The organism is Cellulomonas sp. NPDC058312 (assembly GCF_042880135.1).
In the GTDB taxonomy this organism is placed as follows: Bacteria; Actinomycetota; Actinomycetes; order Actinomycetales; family Cellulomonadaceae; genus Cellulomonas.
This window is the reverse complement of sequence record NZ_JBHVZE010000006.1, coordinates 56047-70795: the sequence shown is the minus strand read 5'-3', so window position 1 is coordinate 70795 and position 14749 is coordinate 56047. Positions and strand designations below refer to the sequence as shown.

Genomic DNA, 14749 nt, shown 5'->3' with positions numbered 1-14749 from the left:
TGGAGGAGCGGCGTCAACCGGACGCCTCACCGACCGAGAACATTACCGGACGGGATCGCTGGCACCAAACCGGCCGCTGGGAGACGTGGATCACGCCGCCGGGAGGGCCGCCCCGGGCTCAGAGGCCGAGCACGCCCGGGAGCTCCGCCAGCGTGGTGATGACCACGTCCGACGGCGCCGGCTCCCCCGCGTTCGCGTCCTTCGCGCCCAGGCCCGGGCGGGCCAGCCAGACGCCCCGCAGCCCGGCGGCGGCGGCCGCGCGGGCGTCGACGTCCAGCTCGTCGCCCACGTACGCGGTGCGGCCCGGCGCTGTGCCCAGCCGGCTGCACGCCTCGGCGAACACCCGCGGGTCGGGCTTGCCGAACCCGAGGGTGTCGACGCCGACCAGCAGCGGCACCTCGTCGACCAGGCCGACCGCGGTCAGCTTGGCGACCTGGTAGGCCGTCGCGGCGTTCGTCAGCGCGCCGACCCGGACCCCGGCGTCCAGCAGGTGCCGGACCACCGCGGCGGCGTCGTCGTGGGCCGCCCAGGCTCCGGTGAACCGCTCCTCGAACAGGGCGTTCCACCGGTCGTAGGCGGCGTCGTCGAGCACCGGGCCGCCGAACGCCGCGTGCAGGTCGTTGGCGCGGGCCATCCGCTGCTCGCGGTAGCCCACCTCGCCCCGGGTGTACTGCCGGTACCGACCGCCGGCGTCCGCGCGCCAGTGGTCCAGCAGCGCGGTGTCCCCCGCGGCGTCGAGGTGCGGCAGCCACCGCTCCCGGACCGCCGCCAGCGCCTGCGCGAACGCCCCGTGCGTGTCGACCAGGGTGTCGTCGACGTCGAACAGGACCCCGTCGACGGGCCGGCCCGTCACAGCGAGGCGCGCAGCGCCGCGAACCGGGCCAGCGTCGAGGCCCGCCCGAGGATCTCGAGCGACTCGAACAGCGGCGGCGACACCCGGCGCCCGGAGACGGCGACCCGCAGCGGGGTGAACGCGAACCGCGGCTTGATGCCCAGCCCGTCGACCAGGGCGGCCTGCAGGGCGTCCTGGACGGCCTCGGTGGTGAACCCGTCCGCCGGCAGCGCCGCCAGCGCCTCCGTGGCCGCGTCCAGCACCTGCGCGGCGGTGTCCTTGAGCGCCCCGCGGGCGTCCTCCTCCACCACCAGGGCGTCGTCCGCCACGAACAGGAAGCCGAGCATCCCGACGACCTCGCCCAGCAGCGTCACGCGGGTCTGGATCAGCGGCGCGCCCGCGTCGAGCAGCGCGCGGTGCTCGGCGGCCAGGTCGGCGTACGCGTCCGCGGGCACCAGACCGGCGCGGTGCAGGTACGGCACCAGGCGGTCGCGGAAGTCGTCGGGGGCCAGCAGCCGGATGTGCTCGGCGTTGATCGCCTCGGCCTTCTTCAGGTCGAACCGCGCCGGGTTGGGGTTCACGTCGGCGACGTCGAACGCCTCGACCAGCTCGGCGACCGAGAACACGTCGCGGTCCGGGCCGATCGACCAGCCGAGCAGCGACAGGTAGTTGAGCAGGCCCTCGGGCGTGAACCCGCGGTCGCGGTGCAGGAACAGGTTCGACTCGGGGTCGCGCTTGGAGAGCTTCTTGTTGCCCTCGCCCATCACGTACGGCAGGTGCCCGAACTCCGGCGCCACCGTCGCGACGCCGATGTCCAGCAGCGCCCGGTACAGCACGACCTGCCGCGGGGTGGAGGACAGCAGGTCCTCGCCGCGCAGCACGTGGGTGATGCCCATGAGCGCGTCGTCGACGGGGTTGACCAGCGTGTAGAGCGGCTGCCCGTTGCCGCGGACGATCACGTAGTCCGGCACGGAGCCGGCCTTGAACGTGATCTCGCCGCGCACCAGGTCGGTGAACGTCACGTCCTCGTCCGGCATCCGCAGGCGCAGCACCGGCTCGCGGCCCTCGGCCCGGTAGGCGGCCTTCTGCTCGTCGGTGAGCGCGCGGTCGAAGCCGTCGTAGCCGAGCTTCGGGTCACGGCCGGCGGCGCGGTGCCGGGCCTCGACCTCCTCGGGCGTCGAGAAGGACTCGTAGGCGTGGCCGGCGGCCAGCAGCCGGGCCGCGACGTCGGCGTACAGGTCCATCCGCTGCGACTGCCGGTAGGGCTCGTGCGGGCCGCCGACCTCGACGCCCTCGTCCCAGTCCAGGCCGAGCCAGCGCAGCGCGTCGAGCAGCTGCTGGTACGACTCCTCGGAGTCGCGTGCGGCGTCGGTGTCCTCGATGCGGAACACGAACGTGCCGCCGACGTGCCGGGCGTACGCCCAGTTGAACAGCGCCGTGCGGATGAGGCCGACGTGCGGCGTCCCCGTCGGGCTCGGGCAGAAACGGACCCGGACGGCGCTGCCGGCGGACGGGACGAGATCAGTTGCGCTCACGCCGCCCACCCTAGCGAGGGTGGGCGGCGTGCCGAGCACCCTCAGGACCGGCGCAGCACCGGGTTGCGCAGCGTGCCGATCTCCTCGACCTCGACCTCGACGACGTCCCGCTCGACGATCAGGCCGACGCCTGCGGGGGTGCCGGTGAGGATCACGTCGCCGGGCAGCAGGGTCACGACCTCGGAGATGTACGAGATCAGGGCGGGCACGTCGAACACCATCTGCGACGTGCGGCCGTCCTGCTTGGCCTCGCCGTTGACCCGCGAGCGCACGGCCAGGTCCTCGACGTCCAGGCCGGGCACGATCCACGGGCCGATCGGGCAGGAGGTGTCGAAGCCCTTGGCGCGGACCCACTGGCCGTCGGTGCGCTGGGCGTCCCGGGCGGTCACGTCGTTGGCGACGGTGAAGCCGAAGACCTTGCTCAGGGCGTGCTCGGGGCTGACGTCCTTGGTGACCTTGCCGATGACGACGGCGAGCTCGGCCTCGTAGGAGACCTCCTCGGTCCAGTCGGGCAGCACGATCGGGTCGTCCGGGCCGACCACGGCGGTGTTCGGCTTGAAGAACAGCAGCGGCGCCGTCGGCACCTCGTTGCCCATCTCCGCGGCGTGGTCGGCGTAGTTGCGCCCCACGCCGACGATCTTGGACCGCGGGATCACCGGGGCGAGCAGGCGGACGCCGTCGCCGAGCGGGATCCGCTCACCGGTGGGCTGCACCGGGGTGTAGATGGGGTCGCCGGAGATGACGACGAGCTGCTCCTGACCGGGATCGCCCTCGACCAGGGCGTAGCGGGGGTCGTCCCCCGTGGTGAACCTCGCGATACGCACGGGGACAACCCTAGCCGTCAGACCCGGGCCAGCACCTCGCCGTGCAGCACGGCGAACCAGCCGTCGGGGGCGTCGCCCCACTCGCGCCAGCCGGCGGCCAGCTGCTCGAGCGCGACCTCGTCGGCCAGCCCGTGCGCGACGGCTTGGTGCGCGAAGTCCGACGCGACGCAGCGCTCCGCCCACAGCCCGGCCCACCAGGTGCGGTCCTCCTCGGACGCGTACGACCAGACGCCCGCGGTCGCGACGAGCGCGTCCGGGTCGAAGCCGGCGGCCAGCGCCCAGGAGCTCAGCCGGCGACCGGCGTCGGCCTCCGCGCCGTTGGCCTGGGTGACCTCGTGGTAGAGCGCGGACCACTCGTCGAGCACCGGCGAGGCGGGGTACCAGGTCATCCCGGCGTAGTCGGCGTCCCGCACGGCGACCACGCCGCCGGGGCGGGCGACGCGGCGCAGCTCGCGCAGCGCGGCGACCGGGTCGCCGAGGTGCTGGAGCAGCTGGTGGGCGTGCACGACGTCGAAGGAGCCGTCCTCGAACGGCAGCGCGTACGCGTCGCCGACCGCGAACGTCACGTCCGGCGCCCCCTCGGTGGCCGCGGCCTCCGCGCGCGCCAGCTCGAGGACCGCCTCGGACCGGTCGACGCCGACCACCCGGCCCGGCGCGACGCGCGCGGCCAGGTCGAGCGTCAGGTTGCCCGGGCCGCAGCCCACGTCGAGCAGCGACTGGCCGGGCTGCAGGGCGGGCAGCAGGTAGGCCGCCGAGTTCTCCGCGGTGCGCCACCGGTGGGAGCGCAGCACGCTGTCGTGGTGGCCGTGGGTGTAGACCTCGGCCTCATGCGTGTCAGTCACCCCCCGACGGTAGTGGCGCCCGGGGTGCTCGTTCCAGTGCGCGGTACGTGCCGTCCCGGTGGGCGAGACAGGCGGGTCCGGCGGCTACCGTGGCCGCCATGCAGCGGATCACCGGCGTGGACGTCGCCCGCGGGCTCGCGGTCCTCGGGATGCTCACCGCCCACGTCGGACCGGGCGAGCCGGACTCCCCCTGGCCCTGGTCGCTGACCCAGGTCGCCGACGGCCGGTCGGCCGCGCTGTTCGTGCTGCTGTCCGGCATCTCGGTGGCGCTGATCTCCGGCGGCCCCGACCCGGTGGTCGGCACCCGGCGCGTCCAGGCCCGCACGAAGCTGCTGGTCCGCGCGTTCGGCGTGCTCGGCATCGGCGTCGTGGCGGTGCTGCTGGGCACGCCCGTCGTCGTGATCCTGCCCACCTACGCCGTGCTGTTCGCGGCCGCGGTCCCCCTGCTCGGCGCGAGCCCGCGGCGGCTGCTGACCGGCGCCGTCGTCGTGGCGCTGGTCGGACCCGTGCTGCGCCTCGCGCTGGAGCCGGCGTTCGCGCGCCTGCCCGGCCGGGCGTGGACCGACCTGCTCGTCGGCGCGTACTACCCCGCGGTCGTCTGGTTCGCGTACGTCCTCGTCGGGCTCGCCGTGGGCCGCAGCGACCTGCGGGACCGTGCGGTCCGGCTGCGGCTGCTGGGCGTCGGCGCCGGCCTGGCGGTCCTCGGGCACGGGGCGTCGGCGGTCCTGACCCGCACCCTCGATCCCGGCACCGGCCTCGGCGCGCTGGTCACCACGGAGCCGCACTCCAGCAGCCCGCTCGAGGTGGTCGCGAACACCGGCGTCGGGCTCGCCGTGCTGGCGCTGTGCCTGCTGGTCGCCGACGCCGCGCCGCGGCTCGTCGCCCCCGTCGCCGCCACGGGTGCGCTGGCGCTGACCGCCTACACGGTGCAGCTCGTCGGGATCGCCGCGCTCGGGTCCGCGGTGGTGTGGGAGCCCGACGTCGTCACCTGGATCGCGTTCCTGGTCGTCACGCTCGCGGGCTGCTGGCTGTGGCGGGCGGCCTTCGGCCGCGGGCCGCTGGAGCGGGCGCTGCACACCCTCGCCGCCCGGGCGTCGGACGTCGCCCCGGACCCGCTGCCGCCCCGCTGACCCCGCCGGCACCCGGCGGCACCCGGCGTCACGGCCAGTCGAGCCGCCGGTCCCAGCGGTCGCCGTCCCGGGAGTAGCGGACCCGCAGGTGCGCCCGGTCGTGGTCGCCCTGCCACAGCTCGACCTCGTCGGCCTCGACCGCCCAGAGCTGCCAGGTCGACGGCACCAGCCGCGGGTCCCGGTCCACCCGGGCACGCGCCTCCCCGACCGCCGCGACCATGTCCTCCACGGAGCGCAGCGGCTCACCCGGACGTGAGGCGAGCGCCGCGGCACGGGCGCTGGGCGACCGGCGCAGGAAGTCCGCCGCGCACTCCTCGGGGTCGAGCAGCCGCACCGCCCCCGCGACCCGGACCTGCCGCCCGAGCGGCTGCCAGTAGAACGTGAGCGCCGCCCGCGGGTTCGCCGCGAGGTCCCGGGACTTGCCCGCCCGCGCGTCCGTCGAGAACACCCACGCGCCGTCGGCGACGTCGGTCAGCAGCACCACGCGCGCGGCGGGCCGCCCGCCGGCGTCCGCCGTCGCGAGGGTCATCGCGTGCGGCTCGGGCACCCCGGCGCTCACCGCCGCGACGAACCACTCCTCGAACGCCTGGACCGGGTCCGCCGGCAGCGCGTAGGGGTCCACCTCGGGCAGGTCGCCGGTGAGCGCGGGCAGGCCGCGCAGCCACTCGCGCAGGGTCGGTCGGGGCACCATCGCCCCAGTATCGATCCGCCGCGCCGCCCGCGTCCGGGACACCGCCCGGGACCACCCGCCGGCCCGACCTCGGCGTGCGAGGCCGGGCGACGAGCGGGCCGCGTCAGGCCAGTTCGAGCAGCGGCTCGCCGGCGGCGACGTGGGCGCCCGGCTCGACCAGCCGGGTCAGCGCGTCCGGCTTCGCCTCCAGCCCGATCACCGGGCAGATCGCCGAGCGGCCGCCGGCCTCGACGGCCGCGGGGTCCCACTCGACCAGCAGCTGGCCCGGCTCGACGGTGTCGCCCTCGGCGACGTGCAGGACGAATCCCTCGCCGCCGAGCTGCACCGTGTTGATCCCGAGGTGCACCAGCACGCCCCGGCCGCCCTCCGCGAGCAGCACGAACGCGTGCGGGTGCAGCTTCGCGACCGTGCCGGCCACCGGCGCGACGACCCCGGCGACGCCGGTCCCCGTGTCCGGCGCCAGGGCCAGACCCGGTCCGACGATCTCCTGCGCGAACACCGGGTCGTCGACGTCCGCGAGCGCGTGCACGACGCCGGTGACGGGCGCGAGGACCGTCAGACCCGCCATCAGCGCAGGTCCTCGATGTCGGAGGCGAGGGTGTCGGCCTCGGGACCGACGATGACCTGCACGACCTTGCCCTGCTGCATGACCGCGATGGCACCCGCGGCCTTGAGCACCGACTCGGTGACCTTCGCCGGGTCCTCGACCTCGACGCGCAGGCGCGTGATGCAGGGCTCCAGGTCGACGATGTTGGCGTCCCCGCCCAGTCCGGCGAGGATCTGCTCGGCCTTGCTCATGGTGTGTCTCCTTGGTGGATCTGGTGGTTCGGTCGGTCTGGTCGGTCGGGGGTGGGTCGGTCAGCGGGGGCGGGTCACATCAGGTCCTCGAGGTCGCTCGCGAGGGTGTCGACGCTGGGGCCGATCACGACCTGCACCACGCGCCCGGACACCATCACCCCGAAGGCGCCGGCCGCCCGCAGCGCGGCGGTGTCGACGCGGCCGGGCTCCTTGACGAGGGATCGCAGCCGCGTCGTGCACGGCTCGATCTCGTCGATGTTGGCGACCCCGCCGAGCCCCGCGAGGATCGCCGCGGCCTGCCCGGTCCCTGCGTTGCTCATCCGGTCTCTCCCGTCGGTCACGGCTCGACCCCCACGCGGATCTCGTCGGCGGTCCGCATGCGCGGGACCAGGGCGGGCCCGGGTGCGCTGAGCGGCACCCAGACGCTGTACCGGTCGCCGCGGTAGCAGGCGCGCGAGTACATGGCGGGCGTGTCGGTGCTGAAGGTCCGCCGGGTCGCGCGCAGGACCGCGCGCGGGCCGCGCAGGTCGAGCAGCGCGGCCTCCTCGTCGGTGGCCTCCGCCGCGGTGAGCGTCTCCTCGCCCCACGACGGGTCGAGCCCGACGGCGCGCAGGGCGTCGTGCATGCTCGGCGGCGGCCCGTCGGCCAGCAGGTCCGGCACGAGCGCGACGGCGACCCAGTGCTGCTCGATGCTCATCGGGGACCCGTCGGCGTAGCGCACCCGCCACAGGTGGTGCAGCGGCGCGCCGACGTCGGTGCCGAGCGCGTCCGCGGCCTCGGGCGACGCGGGCACGGTGCGGGCGTCCAGCACCCGGGTCTCCGGGCGCATCCCGCGACGGCGCATCTCCTCGCCGAACGTGGTCAGCCGCATCTCGAAGTCCATCCGCTGCGGGGCGACGAACGTGCCGCGCCCCTGCTCGCGGACCAGGACGCCCTCGGCGACGAGCGCGTCGATCGCCTGCCGCACCGTCATCCGGGAGACGCCGAACCGCTCGCAGAGGGTGCGCTCGGACGGCACCGCGTCGCCGACGTGCAGCGACCGCTCGACGAGGTCCATCAGGTAGGAGCGGACGGCCTGGTACTTGTGGCCGGCGACCGGGGCGACCGGCGCCTCGAGGGCGGGGCTGGGCTGCTGGACGTGCACGCGCTCACCCTCCCACCTCGGTCGTCGTCGGCCGCGCACCGGTGCGCACTGTGGTCCTTGACACATCTTCCGGTCTAGACCAGTCTGCTCGCAACTGGTCCAGACAACTTGCCGGACTCGACGGCGACAAGCAAGTTCGACCACTCCCCTCCCCCTCTCTCGACGAGGAGTCACCATGACCGCCACCACGGTGGACACCCCCAAGCGGGGCATCCCCGGGCTCGCGCAGCTGCAGCGCGTGGGCCGCTCGCTCATGCTCCCCATCGCCTCCCTGCCCGCCGCCGCGCTGCTGCTCCGGCTCGGCCAGGCCGACATGCTCGGCGCGGACGGCCTCGGCGCGAACGCGGACTGGCTGCTGCCCGTCGCCGACGTGCTCGCCGCGGCTGGCAACGCGCTGCTGGGCAACCTGCCGCTGCTGTTCGCGCTGGGTGTCGCCATCGGGTACGCCCGCAAGTCCGACGGGTCCACCGGGCTCGCGGCCCTGATCGGCTACCTCGTGTTCAAGGGCGTCACCGACGCCCTGTCCCCGTACATCCTCGGCAAGCCGGCGGCGGTCGAGCCCGGGGGCGTGCTCGACTCGGCCGACCCGGCGGCGCTCCAGGCGGCGGCCGACGGCGACTACAACGGGCTCGTCCTGCACTCGATCACCGAGGCGCTGGCGGGCCCGAAGCAGGAGCTCATCAACTACGGCGTGCTCGGCGGCATCGTCATCGGCCTGACCGCGGCGCTGCTGTTCCAGAAGTTCTACCGGATCAAGCTGCCCCCGTACCTGGCGTTCTTCGGCGGCCGCCGGTTCGTCCCGATCGTCACCGCGGGTGCGGCCGTCCTCATCGCCGTCGTCGCGGCCCTGATCTACCCCGCGTTCGACGCCGGGTTCACGTCCGTCGGCGAGTGGGTCACCGGGTCGACGGTCGTCGGCGGCTTCGTGTTCGGCACGCTCAACCGGCTGCTGCTGCCCTTCGGCCTGCACCACCTGCTGAACTCGCTGCCCTGGTTCCAGTTCGGGGCCTACGAGGCCGACGGCCAGGTGTGGAACGGCGACATCGCCCGGTTCCTGCACGGCGACCCGACCGCCGGCGGCTTCATGACCGGGTTCTTCCCGATCATGATGTTCGCCCTCCCGGCCGCCGCGCTCGCGATCGTGCACACGTCCAAGCCCCAGAACCGCAAGAAGATCGCCGGCATCATGGGCTCGGCCGCGCTGGTCGCGTTCGTCACGGGCGTCACGGAGCCGCTGGAGTTCGCGTTCGTCTACGTGGCCTACCCGCTGTACGCGATCCACGCGGTGCTCACCGGCACCTCGCTGGCCCTGGTCAACGCGCTCGAGATCCGCAGCGGCTTCGGCTTCTCGGCGGGCGCGATCGACTACCTGCTGAACTTCCGGATCGCCGACCAGCCGCTGCTGCTGATCGTCATCGGGCTCGGGTACGCGGTCGTCTACTACTTCCTGTTCCGGTTCATGATCGTGAAGTTCAACTTCAAGACGCCGGGCCGCGAGGACGACACGGCCGCCGACGCCACCGCCGACCCGGCGTCGGAGGTCGAGGTCCCCGCGACCGCGGGCACCGCCGCCGCGACCTCGGCGCCCCCCGGCCGCACCCCCTGACGGTCGACCACCACGCACCGACAGCAAGGTCCTGCCGGACACGCCGGGCGTGTCGGGCAGGACCTTCCTGTGCGGGGCGGGACGCGGTCGGTCAGGCGATCTCGACCTGGCTGAGGAACGCCTCGAGCGCGTCCAGGGACGCCTCGGCCTCGGGGCCGTCGACCTCGGTGGTCAGCACGACGGTCTCGCCCGCGGCGGCCCCGAGCGTCATGACGCCCAGGATGCTCGCGGCCTGCACGGGGGCGGCGTCGCCCTTGCGCACCGAGACGGGGACCGGCTGCTTGCCGGCCTCCGCGACGAACAGGGCGGCGGGGCGGGCGTGCAGGCCCTCCGCGATGGCGACGACGACGGACCGTTCCATTGACCGACCTCCGGTGCGAGCGGGATCGTGCCCGGCAGTGGGCACGTCGTCGAGGGTACTGGTCTGGACCACTACCGGGGAAGTCGACCGCCGCGACGGTGCGCTCAGCCGGCCCGGACCTGGTCCACGCCCTTGTTCGCCAGCTGGTCCGCGCGCTCGTTGCCCGGGTCGCCCGCGTGGCCCTTCACCCAGTGCCAGCTGATCGCGTGCCGGGCGACCTCGGCGTCGAGCGCCTGCCACAGGTCCTGGTTCTTCACCGGCTTCTTGTCCGCCGTGCGCCACGCGTTCCGCTTCCAGCCCGCGATCCACTTCGTGACGCCGTTCATCACGTACTGCGAGTCGATGTGCAGGTCGATCCGGCACGTGGTCGTCAGGGCCCGCAGCCCCTCGATGACGGCCGTCAGCTCCATGCGGTTGTTCGTCGTCAGCGGCTCGCCGCCGAACAGCTCGCGCTCGTGGCCGCCGGACCGCAGCAGCACGCCCCAGCCGCCGGGCCCCGGGTTGCCCTTGCAGGCCCCGTCGGTCCACATCTCGACGGCGGGCGGGGGGTTCTCGGCGGCGCTCATGGTCGACCACTGTAGGGGCGCCCCCGGCGTGAAAGGATCGACGGGTGCCAGCCTCCCGCCAGACCCTCGCCGACCGGGTCCCGGCGGACCCCCACGACGCCGACGCGCTCTACGCCGCGTTCACCGGCTGGGCGCAGGACCAGGGCCTGACCCTGTACCCGCACCAGGAGGAGGCGCTGCTCGAGCTGGTCACCGGCTCGCACGTCATCCTGTCGACGCCCACCGGCTCCGGGAAGTCCCTCGTCGCGACCGCGGCGCACTTCGTCGCCCTCGCCCAGGGGCGCCGGACCTACTACACGGCCCCGCTGAAGGCGCTCGTCAGCGAGAAGTTCTTCGCGCTGGTCGAGGCGTTCGGGTCCGCGAACGTCGGCATGATGACCGGCGACTCGGCCGTGAACGCCGACGCGCCCATCATCTGCTGCACCGCCGAGATCCTGGCGAACCTGTCGCTGCGCCAGGGGCCGCGCGCGGACGTCGGCCAGGTCGTGATGGACGAGTTCCACTTCTACGCGGACCCGCAGCGCGGCTGGGCGTGGCAGGTGCCGCTGCTCGAGCTCCCGAAGGCCCAGTTCCTGCTGATGTCGGCGACGCTCGGCGACGTGTCGTTCTTCGCGGAGGACATCGAGCGGCGCACCGACGTGCCCGTCTCCGTGGTCGCCGGCGCGGAGCGGCCGGTGCCGCTGACGTTCTCCTACGAGATCGAGCCGCTGCACGAGCTGCTGGAGATGCTGGTGCAGACCGGCCGCTCCCCCGTCTACGTCGTGCACTTCACGCAGAAGGAGGCGGTCGAGCGCGCGCAGTCGCTGCTGTCGACGAACCTCGCGAGCCGCGAGCAGCGCGACCTGATCGCGGCCGAGCTCGGTGACTTCCGGTTCGGCCCGGGGTTCGGCAAGACGCTCTCCCGGCTGCTGCGGCACGGCGTCGGCGTGCACCACGCGGGCATGCTGCCCAAGTACCGCCGGGTCGTCGAGCGCCTGACGCAGAAGGGCATGCTGCGCGTCGTCTGCGGCACCGACACCCTGGGCGTCGGCATCAACGTCCCGATCCGCACCGTGCTGCTCACCTCGCTGGTCAAGTACGACGGCGTCCGGATGCGGCACCTGTCCGCCCGCGAGTTCCACCAGATCGCCGGGCGCGCGGGCCGGGCCGGCTACGACACCACCGGTGAGGTCCTGGTGCTCGCGCCCGAGCACGTCATCGAGAACCGCAAGGCCCTGCAGAAGGCCGGCGACGACCCGAAGAAGCTCAAGAAGATCGTCCGCAAGCAGGCCCCGGCGGGCATGGTCAACTGGACCGACAAGACCTTCGAGCGGCTGCGGGACGCCGAGCCGGAGCCGCTGACCTCGTCGTTCGCCGTGTCGCACGCGATGGTCCTGAACGTCCTCGCGCGCGAGGGCGACCCCGTCGAGGCGATGCGGCACCTGCTGCTGGACAACCACGAGCCGGAGTCCTCCCGGGGGCGCCTCGTCCGGCAGGCGGTGGCGATCTACCGGTCGCTGCGGGCCGCGGGTGTGGTCGAGCGGTTCGTCGAGCCCGGCCCCGGCCCCGAGCGCCTGCGCCGCACGGTGCGGCTCACGGTGGACGTGCCCCCGACGTTCGCGCTGAACCAGGCGCTGTCCCCGTTCGCCTACGCGGCGCTGGACCTGCTGGACCGCGAGGACCCGGGGTACGCGCACGACGTGGTCTCGATCATCGAGGCGACGCTCGACGACCCGCGCCAGGTGCTCGCCGCCCAGCAGAACAAGGCCCGCGGCGAGGCCGTCGCGGCGATGAAGGCCGACGGCATCGAGTACGAGGAGCGGATGGCGCTGCTCGAGGACGTCAGCTACCCGCGGCCGCTCGCCGAGCTGCTGGGCGCGTCCTTCCAGATCTACAAGCAGACCAACCCGTGGGTCGCCGACCAGGAGCTGTCGCCGAAGTCCGTGGTCCGCGAGATGCACGAGCGCGCCGCGACGTTCGCCGAGTACGTCTCGCTCTACCAGCTGGACCGCACGGAGGGCGTGCTGCTGCGCTACCTCGCCGACGCGTTCCGGGCGCTGCGCCAGACGGTCCCGGAGGACGCCCGCACCGAGGAGCTGCACGAGATCATCGACTGGCTCGGGGACCTGGTGCGCCGCACCGACTCGAGCCTGCTGGACGAGTGGGAGCGCCTGGCGCACCCCGCCGACCTCGACGACGCGACGGTCACCGCCTCCCGGCCCGAGGACGACGCGCCGCCGCCGGTCACCACCAACACGCGGGTGTTCCGCGCGCTGGTCCGCGGGGCCCTGTTCCGCCGGGTCGACCTGGCCGCGCGCGAGGCCTACCCGGCGCTGGCCGCGCTCGGCGACCGGGACGCCGCCGACGAGCCGTGGACCGCCGACCGCTGGGCCGACGCGCTCGACCCGTTCTACGACGACCACGACGAGATCCTCACCGGACCGGCCGCGCGCGGACCGGCGCTGTTCCAGGTGGACCAGCGCCCCGAGGGCCACGGCGAGGCGGGGCGGCGGGGCGACCTGTGGTTCGTCCGGCAGATCCTCGACGACCCCGCCGGCGACCACGACTGGCGGGTCGACGCGCTGGTCGACCTGCCCGCCTCGGACGCCGCCGGCGAGGCCGTGCTGCGGGTGCTCGCGGTGGGCCCGCTCTGACCTGCGAGAACGGCTGGAGTCGTTCCAGACAAGGCAAGGCAAACCTGCGTTTGTGCAGGTCAGGGCAGCCTTTCCTGTGATGACACGCCGTCAGGAACGGCCTACCGTGAGCGCCATGAGCACGCTGTCGAACCTCCTGCTGACCACCGACCGCACCCCCGCGCGTCCGGCGCAGGTGCCCGTGCGCGAGACCCCCGACCCCGCCCTCCCGACCGCCGAGCGGATCAACTGGCTGCGCGCCGGTGTGCTCGGCGCCAACGACGGCATCGTCTCGATCGCCGCCACCGTCGTGGGTGTCGCGGGCGCCTCGACCGGCGTGTCCGCGCTCGCGATCGCCGGCGTCGCCGCGCTGGTCGCCGGCGCGCTGTCGATGGCCGCCGGCGAGTACGTGTCGGTCAGCAGCCAGCGCGACGCCGAGCGCGTCCTGCGCGACCGCGGGCTGCTCGACGCCGAGGTCGGCCTCACCAACCCGTGGCACGCCGCACTCGCCTCGCTGGTCGCGTTCGTCGCCGGCGGCCTGGTGCCGCTGCTGGTCGTGCTCGCACCCTGGGGCGGCGGGCGGATCGTCGCCACGTTCGTCGCGGTCGTCGTGGCCCTCGTCGTCACCGGCTCCGTCAGCGCCCGCCTCGGCGGCGCCCCCGCCGGCCGGGCCGTCCTGCGCAACGTGGTCGGCGGCTCGCTGGCGATGGCGATCACCTACGGCATCGGCACGCTCGTCGGGCTCGCGGTCTGACCCGGCCCTACGCTGGCCGGATGACCCGGCTGACCGGCACCACCACCGGGCTGGGCCGCGCCGCCGCCGTCCTGCTCGCCGCCACCGCGCTGCTGCTCGTGCCGTCGTGGTTCGGGCGCCCCGAGGTCGCCTGGCTGCTGCCGCTCGCCGCAGCGGCGGCCGTGGGGTTCGACCTGCTCGTGGACCCCGAGAACCGCGCCGCCCGACCCGGGCCCGCGCTGCTGGCGTGCCTCGGGACCGGTGCGGCGCTCGGTGGGGTGGCGCTGGCGGTCGCGGCCGTCGTCCGCGCACCGGCCGCCGACGACCCGGGCGCGCTGCTGCTCGGCGGCGCCGCGCTCGTCGCCGGGCCGGCGCTCGGCGGCGCCCTGCTGTCCGCGTCCGCGGCGACCACCCGCCGCTGACCCCGGTCTCCCGCCCAGGTCGAACGCCGACGGCGGACGCGCGGCGCGGCGTTCGTAGGATGACGGGGTGAGCAAGCACGCACCCTCCGGCACGCCCGCGCTGGCCGCCCTCGCCGCCGCGGGGGTCCCGCACACCGCGCACCCGTACGAGCACGACCCGCGCAGCACGGTCGGCTACGGGCTGGAGGCCGCCGAGGTGCTCGGGGTCGAGCCCGACCGGGTGTTCAAGACCCTGATGGCCAGCGTCGACGGGACCCTGACGGTCGCGGTGGTGCCCGTCACCGGCAAGCTCGACCTCAAGGCCCTCGCGCACGCCGTCGGCGGGAAGAAGGCGGCGATGGCCGACCCCGCCGCCGCCGAGCGCGCGACCGGCTACGTCGTCGGGGGCATCTCCCCCCTGGGCCAGCGGACCCCGCACCCGACGGTCGTCGACGAGACGGTCGAGCTGTTCGACACCGTGCTCGTCTCCGGCGGCCGCCGCGGCCTCGACGTCGAGCTGGCCCCCGCCGACCTGATCGCCCTCACGTCGGCCACCGTCGCGGACATCGCCCGCCCCTGAGCGGCGCTCGGCAGCCGAGGTCGAGGGTTCGTGACGCGATCGGGCGCTGAAACCCTCGACCTCGCGGCGAACCCTCGACCTCGAAGCCCGGGTC

Annotated in this window: 17 protein-coding genes; 6 read left to right on the top strand and 11 right to left on the bottom strand. The window is 74.4% G+C overall.

What is annotated here, in order from left to right:
- Window positions 1-118 precede the first annotated feature (118 nt).
- The 4 genes from ACFVXN_RS16760 to ACFVXN_RS16745 are packed head-to-tail and all read right to left on the bottom strand — an operon-like array spanning window position 119 to window position 4033.
- Window positions 119-853: an HAD family hydrolase gene (locus ACFVXN_RS16760; protein ID WP_389235044.1), complete on the bottom strand. Its 735-nt coding sequence runs from the start codon at window positions 851-853 to the stop codon at window positions 119-121.
- Entirely contained in the window at window positions 850-2367 is a 1518-nt protein-coding gene (gene gltX, locus ACFVXN_RS16755) for a glutamate--tRNA ligase (protein ID WP_389235041.1), read from the bottom strand. Before gltX ends, ACFVXN_RS16760 begins: the two co-directional genes overlap by 4 nt.
- 41 nt (window positions 2368-2408) lie before the next feature.
- The gene (locus ACFVXN_RS16750) at window positions 2409-3191 is read right to left on the bottom strand and encodes a fumarylacetoacetate hydrolase family protein (RefSeq protein ID WP_389235038.1); all 783 of its coding nucleotides are present in this window, start codon (window positions 3189-3191) and stop codon (window positions 2409-2411) included.
- Between the two features lie 17 nt (window positions 3192-3208).
- Window positions 3209-4033 carry a methyltransferase domain-containing protein gene (locus ACFVXN_RS16745; protein WP_389235035.1) on the bottom strand — a complete coding sequence of 275 codons (825 nt, stop codon included), beginning with the start codon at window positions 4031-4033 and terminating at the stop codon, window positions 3209-3211.
- Between the two features lie 98 nt (window positions 4034-4131).
- Here ACFVXN_RS16745 and ACFVXN_RS16740 point away from each other — a divergent pair, with 98 nt between their 5' ends.
- A complete protein-coding gene (locus ACFVXN_RS16740; protein WP_389235032.1) occupies window positions 4132-5163 on the top strand; it encodes a heparan-alpha-glucosaminide N-acetyltransferase domain-containing protein in 1032 nt (343 codons plus the stop codon).
- A gap of 28 nt (window positions 5164-5191) precedes the next feature.
- Here the strand turns inward: ACFVXN_RS16740 and ACFVXN_RS16735 are convergent, their stop codons facing one another.
- From ACFVXN_RS16735 to ACFVXN_RS16715, 5 genes are all read right to left on the bottom strand, one after another.
- A complete protein-coding gene (locus ACFVXN_RS16735; protein WP_389235029.1) occupies window positions 5192-5854 on the bottom strand; it encodes a pyridoxal 5'-phosphate synthase in 663 nt (220 codons plus the stop codon).
- A gap of 103 nt (window positions 5855-5957) precedes the next feature.
- Complete coding sequence (locus tag ACFVXN_RS16730) at window positions 5958-6422, bottom strand: PTS glucose transporter subunit IIA (RefSeq protein WP_389235026.1); 465 nt, start codon at window positions 6420-6422, stop codon at window positions 5958-5960.
- On the bottom strand, window positions 6422-6652 hold the full coding sequence (locus ACFVXN_RS16725; RefSeq protein WP_389235023.1) for a glucose PTS transporter subunit EIIB: 231 nt from the start codon (window positions 6650-6652) through the stop codon (window positions 6422-6424). The genes ACFVXN_RS16730 and ACFVXN_RS16725 overlap by 1 nt, the downstream gene beginning before the upstream one ends.
- A 74-nt stretch (window positions 6653-6726) precedes the next feature.
- On the bottom strand, window positions 6727-6972 hold the full coding sequence (locus tag ACFVXN_RS16720; protein ID WP_389235020.1) for a PTS transporter subunit EIIB: 246 nt from the start codon (window positions 6970-6972) through the stop codon (window positions 6727-6729).
- Between the two features lie 17 nt (window positions 6973-6989).
- Entirely contained in the window at window positions 6990-7796 is an 807-nt protein-coding gene (locus ACFVXN_RS16715) for a GntR family transcriptional regulator (protein ID WP_389235017.1), read from the bottom strand.
- Between the two features lie 175 nt (window positions 7797-7971).
- On the opposite strand from ACFVXN_RS16715, the gene ACFVXN_RS16710 reads away from it, so the two are divergent.
- A complete protein-coding gene (locus ACFVXN_RS16710; RefSeq protein WP_389235014.1) occupies window positions 7972-9402 on the top strand; it encodes a PTS transporter subunit EIIC in 1431 nt (476 codons plus the stop codon).
- A 91-nt stretch (window positions 9403-9493) separates the two neighbouring features.
- Here ACFVXN_RS16710 and ACFVXN_RS16705 read toward each other — a convergent pair whose 3' ends face one another.
- Both ACFVXN_RS16705 and rnhA read right to left on the bottom strand, forming a co-directional pair.
- A complete protein-coding gene (locus ACFVXN_RS16705; protein WP_389235012.1) occupies window positions 9494-9763 on the bottom strand; it encodes an HPr family phosphocarrier protein in 270 nt (89 codons plus the stop codon).
- A 104-nt stretch (window positions 9764-9867) separates the two neighbouring features.
- Complete coding sequence (rnhA, locus tag ACFVXN_RS16700; RefSeq protein WP_389235009.1) at window positions 9868-10329, bottom strand: ribonuclease HI; 462 nt, start codon at window positions 10327-10329, stop codon at window positions 9868-9870.
- Between the two features lie 44 nt (window positions 10330-10373).
- Here rnhA and ACFVXN_RS16695 point away from each other — a divergent pair, with 44 nt between their 5' ends.
- The 4 genes from ACFVXN_RS16695 to ybaK all read left to right on the top strand — a co-directional run bounded on the left by ACFVXN_RS16695 (window position 10374) and on the right by ybaK (window position 14655).
- Window positions 10374-12962 (top strand): DEAD/DEAH box helicase, encoded by a 2589-nt coding sequence (locus tag ACFVXN_RS16695; protein ID WP_389235006.1) that lies wholly within the window; start codon window positions 10374-10376, stop codon window positions 12960-12962.
- 115 nt (window positions 12963-13077) lie between these two features.
- On the top strand, window positions 13078-13695 hold the full coding sequence (locus ACFVXN_RS16690; RefSeq protein ID WP_389235003.1) for a VIT1/CCC1 transporter family protein: 618 nt from the start codon (window positions 13078-13080) through the stop codon (window positions 13693-13695).
- Between the two features lie 20 nt (window positions 13696-13715).
- Window positions 13716-14096 (top strand): hypothetical protein, encoded by a 381-nt coding sequence (locus ACFVXN_RS16685; RefSeq protein WP_389235000.1) that lies wholly within the window; start codon window positions 13716-13718, stop codon window positions 14094-14096.
- Between the two features lie 67 nt (window positions 14097-14163).
- Entirely contained in the window at window positions 14164-14655 is a 492-nt protein-coding gene (gene ybaK / locus ACFVXN_RS16680) for a Cys-tRNA(Pro) deacylase (protein WP_389234997.1), read from the top strand.
- Window positions 14656-14749 lie beyond the last annotated feature (94 nt).